This is a genomic window from Paenibacillus sp. FSL F4-0087, assembly GCF_038020215.1.
In the GTDB taxonomy this organism is placed as follows: Bacteria; Bacillota; Bacilli; order Paenibacillales; family Paenibacillaceae; genus Paenibacillus; species Paenibacillus taichungensis.
Map to the genome: position 1 here is coordinate 1557337 of NZ_JBBODJ010000001.1, position 14260 is coordinate 1571596.

General features: G+C 46.9%; 14 protein-coding genes. 5 read left to right on the top strand and 9 right to left on the bottom strand.

Annotation, left to right across the window (positions count from 1 at the left end; genetic code table 11):
* Positions 1-2: 2 nt before the first annotated feature.
* The gene (locus MHB84_RS07450; protein WP_076290235.1) at positions 3-806 is read right to left on the bottom strand and encodes a nucleotidyltransferase domain-containing protein; all 804 of its coding nucleotides are present in this window, start codon (positions 804-806) and stop codon (positions 3-5) included.
* A gap of 25 nt (positions 807-831) precedes the next feature.
* Positions 832-2325, bottom strand: coding sequence for a TROVE domain-containing protein (locus MHB84_RS07455; RefSeq protein ID WP_076290236.1), 1494 nt, complete (start codon positions 2323-2325; stop codon positions 832-834).
* 231 nt (positions 2326-2556) lie between these two features.
* Here MHB84_RS07455 and MHB84_RS07460 point away from each other — a divergent pair, with 231 nt between their 5' ends.
* From MHB84_RS07460 to MHB84_RS07470, 3 genes are all read left to right on the top strand, one after another.
* Positions 2557-2685 (top strand): hypothetical protein, encoded by a 129-nt coding sequence (locus tag MHB84_RS07460; protein ID WP_341143021.1) that lies wholly within the window; start codon positions 2557-2559, stop codon positions 2683-2685.
* 152 nt (positions 2686-2837) lie between these two features.
* On the top strand, positions 2838-4193 hold the full coding sequence (locus tag MHB84_RS07465; protein ID WP_076290237.1) for a helix-turn-helix transcriptional regulator: 1356 nt from the start codon (positions 2838-2840) through the stop codon (positions 4191-4193).
* Positions 4141-5034, top strand: a complete 894-nt coding sequence (locus MHB84_RS07470; protein ID WP_083678976.1) for a WYL domain-containing protein — start codon at positions 4141-4143, stop codon at positions 5032-5034. Before MHB84_RS07465 ends, MHB84_RS07470 begins: the two co-directional genes overlap by 53 nt.
* Before the next feature lie 151 nt (positions 5035-5185).
* Here the strand turns inward: MHB84_RS07470 and MHB84_RS07475 are convergent, their stop codons facing one another.
* The 6 genes from MHB84_RS07475 to MHB84_RS07500 all read right to left on the bottom strand — a co-directional run bounded on the left by MHB84_RS07475 (position 5186) and on the right by MHB84_RS07500 (position 9322).
* Positions 5186-5683, bottom strand: a complete 498-nt coding sequence (locus MHB84_RS07475; protein ID WP_076290238.1) for a hypothetical protein — start codon at positions 5681-5683, stop codon at positions 5186-5188.
* Positions 5684-5818: 135 nt separating this feature from the next.
* Complete coding sequence (locus MHB84_RS07480; protein ID WP_076290239.1) at positions 5819-6559, bottom strand: hypothetical protein; 741 nt, start codon at positions 6557-6559, stop codon at positions 5819-5821.
* The gene (locus tag MHB84_RS07485; RefSeq protein ID WP_076290240.1) at positions 6556-7254 is read right to left on the bottom strand and encodes an ABC transporter ATP-binding protein; all 699 of its coding nucleotides are present in this window, start codon (positions 7252-7254) and stop codon (positions 6556-6558) included. The genes MHB84_RS07480 and MHB84_RS07485 overlap by 4 nt, the downstream gene beginning before the upstream one ends.
* Entirely contained in the window at positions 7247-7657 is a 411-nt protein-coding gene (locus MHB84_RS07490) for a GntR family transcriptional regulator (RefSeq protein WP_063567685.1), read from the bottom strand. The genes MHB84_RS07485 and MHB84_RS07490 overlap by 8 nt, the downstream gene beginning before the upstream one ends.
* Before the next feature lie 191 nt (positions 7658-7848).
* The gene (locus MHB84_RS07495) at positions 7849-8715 is read right to left on the bottom strand and encodes an aldo/keto reductase (protein WP_076290241.1); all 867 of its coding nucleotides are present in this window, start codon (positions 8713-8715) and stop codon (positions 7849-7851) included.
* A 37-nt stretch (positions 8716-8752) separates the two neighbouring features.
* Positions 8753-9322, bottom strand: a complete 570-nt coding sequence (locus MHB84_RS07500) for an STM3941 family protein (protein ID WP_083678977.1) — start codon at positions 9320-9322, stop codon at positions 8753-8755.
* A 343-nt stretch (positions 9323-9665) separates the two neighbouring features.
* On the opposite strand from MHB84_RS07500, the gene MHB84_RS07505 reads away from it, so the two are divergent.
* The gene (locus MHB84_RS07505) at positions 9666-11666 is read left to right on the top strand and encodes a S9 family peptidase (protein WP_076290242.1); all 2001 of its coding nucleotides are present in this window, start codon (positions 9666-9668) and stop codon (positions 11664-11666) included.
* 248 nt (positions 11667-11914) lie between these two features.
* Here MHB84_RS07505 and MHB84_RS07510 read toward each other — a convergent pair whose 3' ends face one another.
* Positions 11915-12610, bottom strand: coding sequence for a stalk domain-containing protein (locus tag MHB84_RS07510; protein WP_076290243.1), 696 nt, complete (start codon positions 12608-12610; stop codon positions 11915-11917).
* A 330-nt stretch (positions 12611-12940) separates the two neighbouring features.
* Here MHB84_RS07510 and MHB84_RS07515 point away from each other — a divergent pair, with 330 nt between their 5' ends.
* Positions 12941-14137, top strand: a complete 1197-nt coding sequence (locus MHB84_RS07515; protein WP_076290244.1) for a MalY/PatB family protein — start codon at positions 12941-12943, stop codon at positions 14135-14137.
* Positions 14138-14260: the final 123 nt, after the last annotated feature.

Consider the following 14260-nt stretch of genomic DNA (forward strand, 5'->3'; position numbering starts at 1 on the left):
TGTTATTCCTTTGCCGCCCACACCTCTTGCAGTGCAAAACGGAAAATCCGGTCCAGTTCTTCATATTGAATAATCTGTTCATTCTCCAGCTGGGCGGCCAGTTGTTCAAAATGCGCGATCTGCTCTGCCAAAAAAGCATGTATCGCAGGTAGCTGCGGTTCCAGGTCGAGTTCCTCACCCGCCTTTTTCCGGCGCAGCAGTTCATGGATTTCCGTATAGAGCGGCGCGCTCTCAGGAACAAGCTCCTGCACCAGCTCTTCAAATGCCATCGGCGGCATCGCATCATAACGTTCGATCCAGCCACAGGCGAGCAGTGGGCGCAGCACATAGAAATACTTTTTGATCTTCACCTGCTCACCCTGCAGATAATCCCGGAAGTTTCCCTTCGCCATATTCAGATAATGGTACATACAGGACTTTGGCGAGAAGGTCAAAGGCGACAGTGCACGAATATGCTCTGCCACGCTGTACGGTTCATCATACTGAATCGGGGATTGCAGCCACTCCAGTAGCGGTGGATTCGACTTGCAAAACAGCTTCAAGGCTTTGCGCAAATCCCAACCATTTATATCAAGCTGATCACTGATCGGGCGTTCGATAACATCCCTTTTATCTTCAATGGACAAGTACCATTTCAGCGATCTCACATACAGGAAACGAACATCATAATCGCTGTCCTGTGAAGGAAATCCCCATGCCCGACTGCCCGATTCACAGGCATAGATGATCCGCACCTGCTCCTCCTGTTCGATCTGCTTCAGCTGCTGTCTAATCGTATCTCTCATTTCTTCATGAACATGAGTCATCTCTGTGGCCTCCACATTTTCCAATTTAAATCTCTATCTCTCTCACCCGGTTCGCAAGTGTTTCATATCCCGCTACAGTCTCAGCAATATACGTCAGTACCGTTTCACTCCACCCATAGATATAAAAGGTATTGCCATCCCGTGGCGGCACCATTGCCTGCTGATAAGGTGCAATATCCACAATAAATGCTTTCAGGTCCGGATTCATCATCCGCCGATAACGTACAAGCTCAGCATATAACGGACTGCCTTCATTCTGCTGTTCATCGGTGATCATAATGATCTGATCCACTTTCTCTCCAATATCCCGAAGCTCTCGTACAGGCCGTCCCGTGTCGGTTCCACCTTGTGCGCGAATCCGATGAGCTTGGGAAAGGATACTTTCATCCATCTTGGGACGAGCATCCTCAACTATATGGTCGAATAACCAAAACAGCGAGTTGCCTCGTGTTTGTTTATATAGCGCCAGTGCCAGCACCGATCCAATTCGCAAATAATCCCCTTGCATGGAACCGGAGCGGTCCAGGAAAATGGCTGTTCTTCCCGGCAACGATGGCAGGTTGCCAATGGATAGCTCCACCGCTTCCCGCAAAGCAGAGCGCAGCTCTTCTCTTGCGATCATTTCATATGCACTGGCGAATCGGAAAGGTAAGATGCGCGACTTGCGCAGGGCTTCTGCATCCGTTAGACGACCCGTTACGTAATCGATATTTTTCGATTTTTCAAACACTCCCGCCCGATCCATTGCATTCAGATGACGTAACAATGCAAAGGTCGGCATCTGAGACATCAACGCCTCCCATACCGTACGTGTCGGCTGCATGATCGATGTGACCACCGAATACGGCAGTTTTCCTTTTTCGATCAGATGCATCCGACTTGCAGGGTTTGGGGTAGCCTTCAGCTTTTCCAGCGCCTGCAACTGCGGCAGGTCTGTAAGATCCACTTCATGTCCTCGCAAATAACGGAACAAGGCTTGCTGCTTCATATCTGTCGGCTTGGGGTGTGCTGTAGCGATCATATCGCCCAGACTGTATCCACGTCCGCGCCCGTTGTATTTGATTGCCCAATATTCAGTGATGCCGTTCAAAAATTGACTCACCTGGCGCTTCACCGCTCGACCGCCCTGTCCTCGCCCCGTTCCTCTTAGAATCGTCAGAAAATCGGCCAAGTCAGCCGGTGTCTGTACCACCTTGGAGAATACTTTCGCAAACTGATCCGGGTCCACCTTGGACAAGAGTGCCAGCCCGTATAGAGGCTGTAACCGCATCAAGCCTTCATTACGAGCATAGACCAGCGCCCGCGCCATAAACCCTGCATCGACCTCAGCCATCTCCTGATGACTGACCATCGCATCATCCATCAGTTGCTGTGTGTCTGCATAAAACGTATTGTTCAATGTATTGGTCATCAACATCTGTATATATTGTTCCTCCACCAAACGGTCATAGGCTCCGTAACCCCCATGATTACGTGTCGTTGGCTGAGGTTGATTAAATAATTGTTTTGCTCTGCTCATCACTCATGACCTCCCGGTGTGAGTCTATTTACTGATATATCCTAATAAAATGTTCCGAGGAAAAAGGTGGGAAGGTATAATACCCGCTCTACCGCTGAGCTACACCGCCATGAACGGCGGCGATTGGATTCGAACCAACGACCTGGTCGATTAACAGTCGAAGTAACCCTCCCTGGCGCCTCGGAACCTTGATCCGCAGAGTTTGTTGCTGCCCCGCTTCACAACCTTATTATGCCTCACACATTTGCACGCGAACATGGCGAAAGTATGGCGACGAATCAATTTCAAAACTCATTAAATTATCGTTTTGTAACGATTGAAGCAGCTAAAGGTATTATGAAATTGATTCAACCTCCATAAGTTTAAAATGAAACCAACCACTCATCCTGATAGAATGTAGGGATATAGTAAATGGGAAGATCACCAATGTTTCTATATAACGAAGAATTGTTCTGCCAACATAATCATCCACTATATCCGCCTGACTCCAGGCCACCAAGGAGTGAAAGTTCATGGCTAAAGAAAGCTTTGACAAAGAAATTCAGTTTCTGCGCATGCTGTCCCTGACAAGTGGTGCCTACAACCGTAAACAATATGCCGAACGGCTTGGTATATCCGTACATACTTTTGATAAAACCCAGCGTAGATTAAAAGAAATCATGCAGACCGTCGCTGACCAACGCTCAGGTTCGGAACCAAACAAAGAAATGGCGGACCTTGTTCGCTTCCAGTACGGAGAATCTGCTGAGCCTATGCTGCTCTTCCTCTTTCGCGCCAAGTCGATGAAAGAGACCGAAATTCAGCGTCTTTCTGTCCTTTTGCATACCCTGCAAGATCAAGCTTTAACCGCAATGGAATTACTGGATGCCTGCTGCGCTGAACTTCCAGAGGAACTGGCGCTGCCTGACGAAAAGACCATTCGCTCCGATCTGAAGTATCTGGAAGAAGTGGGGGTGATCCGCAAGGAACCTGGCGGCAGGCCATATCGTTACCTTTTGCAGCAGGACGTACTTACGGGTCTAACCGTGGAAGAACAGCTGGAGCTGTATGATTTTGTGGATATTATGGCAAACACTCAGGTTCCGTCCGTACAAGGCTATATATTGCGGGACAGTCTCAAAAAGGCCATTGCCTCAAGTTATCCGCAGGAAGAAGCCACCGAGCCATTCATATATAAATACCACTATTATTCACGCATTCTGGACGAAGCACATCTGTACACTCTGCTTAGTGCAATTCGCCAACGAAAACATGTCAAGTTTCTGTACTATTCACCCAAAAAACCGTCCAGCTACAGTTCGCAGAATACGAATCCACGCTTTGAACGGGAAGCAGGCGGACGATTCAACCGGATCGTACCGCTTGAAGTGGTCTATGACCATCAGTATGGTCGCTGGTATGTCATTGGATATCAGGGACGCCGTGGCTTTGTGAAATTCCGCATGGAAGGCATTACACAGCTGGAGGAACAGGATTCGATTGAAGAAGGATATATGCTCGAATTGAAACAACAGTGGGCCGAGATCAGCCGCTACAGCTGGCTGGTGGATACGGGGAACACCGTAACGGTTCAAGCACGATTCTTCCATCCTCAGGACGGCCAGCGTAACTTCATTCTGGATCGGGTTCGTTTGCAAGGCCAATGGGGAACGATTACGCCCGAAACGGAACATACCTTTCTGTATGAAATCCAGGTCAACGGTATCACCGAGATTAAGCCGTGGCTTCGGAGTTTTGGCTCAAGTTGTGAGGTGATCGCCCCACAGAGGCTGCGTCAGGAGATGATTAAGGAATGGAAGGAGATTGCGCAATATTATGAATCTGTTCGAGAAGATGTTCAACTACCAGATGATGACGAGATTGAATGAAACCGGACTGTTTACCTGGACATCCCAGGAACGGGCCTGGCTGCGCATGATGCTGAATCACCCTGCCGCACCAGAAGCACTAAACCCTGACACGTTGCACAAAATGCATGACATGCTGGATGCAGAGCAGGATCTGGACCTTCAGGATTACCTGACCGAAAAAGCCAAAAGTGAAGAAAACAGTGTCTTTCATCCGCTGCTCAAACCATTACGGCAGATGATTTTGCATCATCAGGGGTTTCGCTTGACAGGGCGTGTACGCAATGGACGAATCAGCCAGGATCAGTTTGGATACCCCTACAAGCTCGAATATTCCATGGTTAAAAAAGAATGGTACGTACTCTGGTATGCTCCACTCTACAGCAAACTGATGTCCACCAAGCTGCACAGCATCATTACCGCGGAAGCTCAGCCGCTTCAACCGGAAACTGCTTCTCAATATGCTGCCAAAATCGCGATTTTAACGGAAAACCGGAAGACGACCGTAATGATCGAAGTGCTGCCGGAGTTCAATCAGGAGTTGTCCCGAATTCTGTATGCCTTTTCCTGCTTCCAGAAGCAGGTGGAATTTGTGGAAGCCCAACAGACGTACCGCATTGAACTGACCATCCCGCGGAATGAGATGGATTATGTGCTGTCCAAAATGCGTTTTCTGGGCAAACGGGTACGGATTGCAGACAATGCTGCGCTTCGAGAGCGAATGTCCGAGACAGCCGCAAAAGTATTGGCACGCTATGCGGAAACCGAACTTGAAGCACTGCCTGAACGGACTTCTGGAGGAGTGCGCAGCCACACCATTGAAAAGCCTTTCGCCAATGCAGACGGCAGTGATTCTGCATAGCTCTTGTTAGTTGTGATTCGTTAAACGTCCAACTTATGCATAGGGGGACAAATAGCGTGTGTTCGTTTCATTAGAATAATATAATACAAAAAGGGCTGTCCCCCGTTATACTAACGACCTGAGGGACAGCCTCTTTGTTCATATGTTTTCTCTACGCGCCACTACCGGCAGCCGAGTTCCTTCTTTTATTAATCGCATGCACACCCATCACAACCGCTATCAATTCATACGTGTCCAGATGTTCTGATTGATTGTCTAACACAAATGCGCCTGAACCGAACCAGCCACTTGTACGCCTGAAGCTTGCCACAACTTTACCGCCCATCCCGGTGATATCATAATCATGTGAAAACGCCGGCGCGGAGACATCATACACACCACGTGGTCCTGCATCGTACTCATACTTCTTACTGAAAAAGCTGAACCTCGCCCGTAAGACACCCCACTCCCTTCCATCGGCTGAGGTCACATCCCAACGGTTACTAAACATGCGGAATTTACCACTGCAAATGAGTCCCGAGTTATCGAATACATCAAGCGATGAACCAAAGGCACTTTTCAAATCGAGATGACCTGCCTGTTCCTGTTCATGGTTCATAATCTCGGTGTACCCTGCATTAAAGAAATTATCTCTGAAATAGAGTTCCATGGAATTCCTCCCTTACAAAAAATAAACCTTCTCCCATATTGTAAAACGACATATATCCCTATTTACGTATAAGAACTGGGAATTGCTTCAAATAAAAAAATCTGCCAGCTAAATTGCAGCTGACAGAATCTTATCTTAAACTTCAACTTTTTTATTATTCAGATACACAGCAACACCAACCAAAATCACAGCCACGATGATTTCAAAAATAATACTGGCCCATGTTCCATCTGACCATGTAATCCGATTGGACGTAAAGGAGAGCGCTGTGCTTTCTTCAGTGAAATGGAATAATTCGTTCGAATTAAAACGACCCGAGAAGATGATATTCTCCAGCCAGCTAATGACATTGACTAGTACGAAAAATGCGACAATACTAATCCATGGTCCTGTTTTAAAGCGGAAGCTGCCTCCGATAGAAATGGAGAGGAAGATGATTATGATGCTGAACATAGCCACCCACCAGAGAAACAGCAACACATTAAGAATCTCCGAAACATGAATACCCGAATCGTTAATGTAGCTGGTAAAGTTAATCCCTGTATGCGTTGTACTGTAAATAAAGTAGTGAATGGCAGCAACAACCATTAAGCCCAACCAGCAGAGTGTTCCGAATATGATCGGAGACAAGACGTGAGACAGCCCTGTTACCGGCACAAGACGACGGTTGAACGAACGGATATTGGATCGGTATGTCTTGATCATTTTCACATAAATAGCCACACCTGCTCCGACATATGCAATGACACCTACAACACTCCCTGTTACTTCAGAAAAAAACAATGCCAGCCCAATCTGAACGATAATCAATACGGCTAGCCCAGCCAACAATGTATTCCAATTCCTTCTAAAGTCATACTTCAGCAGTGTCATCATTCCGCATAGACCTCCTTGAACATTTCATCCACACTTTTACCGTACTTGAGACGCAGTGTTTCCACTTCTTCCCGCATTACCAATTCCCCTTCACGGATGAAGATCACTTCATCAAAAATTCGTTCAATATCCGTTACGAGATGTGTAGAGATGATCAGACTGCTGTCTTCGTCATAGAACTTCACAATCGCATCCAGAATTTTGCCACGTGCAACCGGGTCTACCCCGGCAATCGGTTCATCGAGCAGATAAAGACGAGCTTTACGGGAAAGAGCCAGTGTTAATTGCAGTCGTTCATTCATGCCTTTCGACAGATGTCTTACCTTATCTCCCTCTCCAAGCTTCATGAAATCAAGCATCTCTCTCGCTTTCTCTTGATCAAAATCAGCGTAGAAATCGCGGTAATACGCAATCGCGTCCCGTACCTTCATCCAACTCTCGGTTAATGGGCGGTCCGGCATAAAGGATACCAGCGACTTCGTTTCCAAACCTACAGCTTTTCCCGTAACACGAACATCTCCACTGCTGGGGTGCAGAAGCCCTGCAACCAGCTTCATCAAAGTACTTTTACCGCTGCCGTTACTGCCCAGCAGACCTACAATTCGGCCTGGTGCGATATCAAGCGTGATGTCATGAAGTGCTTTCTTGCCGCCATACGTTTTGCTCACATGGTTCAGCTCAAGAATATTACTCATTCCCTGTTCCTCCTCTTCCATCACGATGCAGTGATTGCTTTCCCTCTGCAACGGCATCCGCCACGATATTTACGATATCCTGTTCTTCGATGCCCAGTTCCTGCATTCCTGTCAGAAAACGCTCCAGCAATTCACCAGCCATCTCTTTTTTGATCGTCATAATTTTCGACTCCTCACTTGTCACGTATCGACCCAGACCTCGCTTGGTTTCAACCACTTCTTCCCGCTCCAACTCCTGAAATGTTCGCTGTACTGTATTGGGATTGATCTGTAATTCGGCCGCGAGCTCACGAACCGAAGGAATTTTATCGCCTGCCTTAAGTGTTCCGGTCACAATCTGTCTTTTGATGTACTGCATAATCTGCAGGTAGATTGGCAAGTTGTTGTCAAATTCGATGCTCACAATGTCCTCGCTCCTCTCTGTATCTGTGTGTTAGTTACATAGTACACTAGTGATTTGTTGTTGTAAAGCCCATTTATTTAAAATGGCTTCAAATGCAAAAAAAAAGAACAGATCCTCAGATCTGCTCTTATTACTCTTGATTCTTTCAACTTCGTTCATTGTATGATGTAATCGGTCTGACAAGAAGTTTTCTATACGATATCCAAAGGCACCTTGCCCTTAGGTGCAGGGAATGCCTCATTCAACCGAACCATTTCATCTTGGGTCAAAATAACATCCATCGCCGCAGCATTTTCTGCAACATGATTCAGCTGTACAGCTTTCGGGATCGCCAGTATGTCTCCATCCCTAATAACCCAGGATAACGCAATTTGCGAAGGACTGACTCCTCGATCCTTAGCAATCTCACGGATGACTGAATGCTCCAGTAACTCTTTACGAAGCCTACCTCCCTGGGCCAGTGGACAATATGCCATCACAGGAATACGGCGTTCCCTCAACCAGGGAAGAAGCTCGTATTCTATACCACGAGAAGCTGCATGATACAGCACCTGATTCACTGCACAATGCTGACCACTTGGAACGTTCCAGAGCTCCTGCATGTCCTCTGTATCCAGATTCGAGACACCCCAACGCAGAATTTTGCCTGATCGTTTCAACTGTTCCAGAGCTTCAACCGTCTCTTCCAACGGCACACCTCCACGCCAGTGCAGCAAGTACAGATCCAAGCGATCTGTGCCCAGCCGGGAAAGGCTGCGCTCACAAGCGGTAATCATCTGCTTCCGATCCGCATGGTGAGGATATACCTTGGATACCAGAAATACATCATCGCGACAGTCTTTTATCGCTTCACCAGTGACCTCTTCCGCCCCGCCTTCAGCATACATCTCAGCCGTATCTATTACTGTCATTCCACGTTCAATACCATGACGCAGTGCCTGAACTTCTTCTCTCCGACTGGATTGTTTCTCACCCATGTACCATGTTCCCTGTCCGATTGCAGGTAATGTTGTCCCATCGGGTAGCTGGATCGTACGCATCTGATTTCCTTGTTGCATCTGTACTCCTCCAATCTGAGAATACTCTTCTTCCTATCTATTGATTATTAAACAGATCAAAGCTACTCCCTTCACTCGCCCTTTCATTCGATCGCTTCCAACGCTCCACCATCATGATATACAACTGATCCAGTGGTAACGTGAGGCTGCTCTGGGCAATGCTTACCGTAGCATCGACCATGCTGCTATTTACCGTCATTAATTTGCGCTTCATCCCATTCTGACGATCCAGAAATGCTTTCTCGTCCCACAATTTAACCCCAATCATCTTCTGTCCCATGAATTCATACATAAAAATATTCTCAACATCTTTCCAGGCAATTAACCCTCCTGATGTGTAAGAAGATGAATCCACAAACCCATGCTCATCGACAACAAAGGAAGGTTCCTTCTTAATCATCTTCACCAGGCTGTAGCAGAGACAAAGCCCAAAAAATAAAATGGAGAACAAGCCTATAACGGAAGAAATGGCAGATCCCTTGGCTGAAGAATCATCAAACATCAAAAAAAATCCGGCTGCTACAAAAAGTGCCGCCCCTACTGTAAGCCATGCCATTCGTTTCCGGCTCGGGTATTCCACGTGCTGTTGATCATAGGATGTGGACAAAGTGATGCTCCTCCTTCATGGTGACTGAGACAAGAATGATCTATATAAAAGGGGTACAGCTCATTAAATGAGCTGGATTACCAAATATACTTAAATAGCATTGTTCATTAAACAGATTCAACTGACATTAAACATCATTTTCAGACAGCTTTTCGTCTATTTCATGACTATTCAACATTAGGATTCGTCATGCTTCCAATAATTCCTTTCGGGCACAGGCGATATTGTTAAGAAATAGGAGTACGTTCGTTAGAATCGTGTTGTCCTGCCTCATGCTTTCCGTTAATATAAATGGAAAGGTTAGGAAATTAAAACAATCTGAATCGTGGTGGGAGGACAAACAATGAAGAGTCTGCGCGGCATAACATCGGAAGATCTTTTTCAAATTACATGGGTTAATGATCCAACTCCGTCTCCTCAGGGCGGACAATTGGTATATGTAAGTCGGAAAACAAATGAAGCACGAGACGGTTATTCTTCTCACCTGAGACTCCTTAACCTGGAGAACCAGAAGGAAAGACCTTTCACATCTGGGGATAAGGATCACGCTCCTGCTTGGTCGCCGGATGGTTCACAGCTTGCTTTTTTACGAGAGCATGAAGGCAAAACACAAGTGTGGCTGATCGCCTCAGATGGTGGAGAAGCACAACAAATCAGTCATTTGAAGCATGGCGTCAGCTCCCTGCTCTGGTCACCAGATGGGCTCAATTTGCTTGTTAAGTCATCTGTGGACATGAGTGAAAAAGACGAAAATGAAACGGAAGACATAGATAAAAAACTGCCGCAAGAACTTGTCGTGGATCGAATTCGAATGAAATCTGACAGCGGCGGACTGTGGAACGGTCGACGAACCCATCTCTTCCGTGTTCCAATCGAAGGCGGAGAAGCGATCCCTGTAACTACAGGCCATTATGACGTTGGGGATTATGCGTGGTCGCCGGATGGAGAGTCCATTGCCTGGATCGCTCAGTTTCCGGAAGAGGGCGAGGAGCATAACGATTACACCCTGACGAACCATGTGTATCGCGCTAAGGCTGACGGATCTGACGTGCAGCAGTTGACCCCGGAAGGATACACTTTCGGCCGGCTGACGTACGCACCTGATGGACAATCCCTTGCACTGCTTGCTAGCGACCGCTCCTATGGAAATGCTACGTTGGTCAAGCTCTATACCCTTCCGATCTCGGGCGGCCAACCCGTATGTCTGAGCAAGGATTGGGATGTCCAGATCAATCACAGCCTCGTTGGTGATATGCGTTCACACCTGACTAATACGGGCCCGGTATTCAGTCGTGATGGTTTATCCATTCTCTGTCTTGCTACTATTGAAGGTAGCGTTCGGATTGCCCGATTTGCACGGGACGGCAGTCATGCCGAATACATCTTGCCGGACGAGAAAGAGTTCTATCAATTTGCTATGCTGGAAAATGGACAGATTGTGGCAGGCGTAGCAGACGTACTTCATCCTGGTGATCTCTTTCTGTATACCCAACCTGATGAAGTTGGGGCCGAGCCTATACAATTGACCCATAGCAATCCTCAACTGGATGAAGAAATCCAACTTAGCACACCGGAGACCTTCTGGTTCGATTCCTCTGATGGCCTGCGACTGCAAGGCTGGATGCTCAAACCGGCTGGCATGGTGGAAGGGATCAAAGTCCCAACCATCCTTGAGATTCATGGCGGTCCACATATGATGTATGGTTTTACGTTTATGCATGAGTTCCAGATCCTCGCAGCACAGGGCTATGCTGTTGTATATATCAATCCAAGAGGTGGGCTCGGATACGGGCAGCAATTCGTGAATGCCTGCCGGGGTGACTATGGCGGCGGGGATTATCGTGATCTGATGGAAGCCATGGATTATGCGTTGTCCCGATATTCGTTTATCGACGAGTCCCGTCTGGGCGTCACTGGCGGCAGCTATGGTGGCTTTATGACCAACTGGATCGTTGGACATACTGACCGTTTCAAGGCAGCCGTCACTCAGCGCTCCATCTCTAACTGGCTCTCGTTCTACGGAGTCAGTGATATTGGATTCTTTTTCACGGAAGACCAGATTGGCGGTAATGCATGGGATGACACCGAGAAGTTATGGAAACACTCCCCGCTTGCATATGTGGGTAATGTCAGCACGCCGCTGCTGATTTTGCATGGTGAGCAGGATCTGCGTTGTCCGATTGAACAGGCTGAACAACTGTATGTTGCCTTGAAGCGGCGCAAACAGACCACTCGGTTCGTTCGTTTCCCGGGAGCCAATCACGAGCTGTCTCGCGGAGGTCACCCGCACTTAAGGGTACGTCGTCTGGAGCATATTGCCGGATGGTTTAACGAGCACTTGTAACGCCATCATTAAGATCACATTTATGAAATAAAAAATAAATATTCTTCCTCTTGCTCTTCATGTCTGCCTGTGCGAGAAGAATTCAGGATCAGCAAAAAAACCACCAGTAGAATCGGTCATATCCTGACCTTATCTGGTGGTTTTTACTGTTTGGACGTTTGGAAATAGGGTAGATACTGCATTCTACGTTACTATCCCATGTTTATTTTTATCAAAGCATGGCTACGAGTAGTTGTTGTCACGCTTTCTTATTCATCTTCCCATACAACAGTTATTTCGTTAACATCCTTGTCGGTTGTGGAAATGGAACCAGTAATGGATACGGCAAATTTTCCTTCTTTACGGGCAATAATGCTGAATCCTTCACCCTGTACGTCTTTGCTGTATTGAGTGAGGTCTTTGTTCTGGTAATAACTTTTGTAAGATGCCCCTACCGCGAGCAGCGTTTCTTTTGTTGTATATGTAAAGATGATTTTGTTCTTGCCGCCGTCTACACTAGACTCTATCAGGCTAATTATCTTGGCATCCGTTGGTAAAGGTAAATCAGCTGGTAAATACTTGGCCTTCACAATTTCAGCCTGATTGTTTTTATCTGTTGATGCTGTTGAAGTCGAACCACTGTTGCTTGTGGAACTGGACCCACTGGAGGAGCTTGTGGAACCCATGCTTACTTTATTGGTTTTCGAATCATACGTTATTTCCGTGTTCAACGCATCTGCAATGGAACGAACCGGCAGATAAGTACTGCCTTGATACGTAATGGAGGCGAGATTCTTGCCCTTGTCACCTGTCGGTGTGAACTTCTGTCCATTCACTTCAATACCTAACCCATGGTTTAAATAAGCCTTGATGGTTTCCAATTGTGTTCCTGCATATACCCCCGCTGATCCCGTTAGTACCATGCCGAAGACACCAGCGGTTAAAATCCACTTTTTATTTTTCATCCGAAATACCTCCTGATTGTTTTATTACCGAAAATATATGTACGGTTGCTGCTTCGTTGTTAAACCAAAGGTTGGAATCATAATACCATCTGGTGAGAGCTTGTACATGATTTAAGAGGAAAACAGGACCAGCGGCGCACAAAATTAGTCGTTTCATTATTTTGTTTTACGCACGCTCGAATCATTGTTATTACATGAATATATTCCTTGATGCAGCTCTATATAAGCTGGAATCCATCTGGCGGTTACAAGTTGCGAAATCACCAAATTTATTAGATAATAATCTGTCGATTGTAGTCGAAGGAACGGATTTCAAGGGGGATTTAAGCAATGAGCAAGAACAATAATCATACATTTGACGAGCCGATTAATCGGCTCTCCACGGGATCAGAGAAATGGGATGCGCTTGAGGAGATCTTTGGTGTTGCAGATGCACTCCCCATGTGGGTTGCTGATATGGATTTCGCCGCTCCACCATCGGTCATTCAGGCGTTGAAGACTCGAATGGAACATGGGATTTTTGGTTATACAGTGCGAACAGATGCGTATCATGCAGCGCTATCGGGATGGATGGAGCGACGTCACAACTGGAGCATTAACGATGAATGGGTTGTATTCACCCCAGGTATTGTGCCTGCACTCAGTATTGCTGTACAACGGTTCACCCAACCGGGAGATGCAGTAGTAATTCAGACTCCGGTATATGCACCCTTCTATGATGTGGTACGTGGTCAAGGCAGAGAACTGATGACCAATCCGTTGGTGGAGAACGATGGACATTACTCCATGGATTTGGAACATCTGGAATCCTGCCTCAAGACGGGTCGGGTCAAAATGTTAATTCTGTGCAGTCCTCACAACCCGGTTGGACGGGTATGGACTCATGAAGAACTTCAAAACCTTGCTGCACTCTGCGTGCAATATAATGTAATTATCGTTTCGGATGAGATTCATGCCGATCTGGTACACCAACGTGGCGCGCATAATCCGTTGGCCCTTATTTCTGAAGCTGTCGCTGAACTCAGCATCATCTGTACAGCACCAAGCAAAACGTTCAACATTCCAGGTCTCTGCACCTCCAATATCATCATTCCAAATGCCAAGCTGCGGGAATCATTCATGCAGGGCGTGAAAACGATGGGACTTGCCAACATCAGCACGTTGGGAGCAGTTGCATCCGAAGCGGCCTACAACGGTGCTGAAGAATGGCTGGATGACTGTCTTGCCTATATCCGCGGAAATATGGAATACGTGCAGGAGTATGTCGCAGAGCATATGCCGCAAATCGGAATCCGGATTCCAGAAGCGACTTACCTGCTGTGGATGGATTTCCGGAAGCTGAATATTCCGCATGCACAGCTGTGTACGATGCTGCTTAAGGAAGCGGGACTCGCCTTTAATGATGGAAGTATCTTCGGAGCAGAAGGCACAGGATTCATGCGCATAAATTTGGCCTGCCCACGTTCAACAGTGGAAGAAGCCATGCGCAGATTGTCTGTGCTAATGGGCAGGCTGTCGACCAAGTAAGTTGAAATACGTTAAAGTAAATTAAAGACGCTAACGAATCAGGCATAAGGTGTCTTCAATTCGTTCCAACAACGAAACTAGAATTTCGTCTAATAACTCGCGCTCGTTTCATTTAAGCGCTGA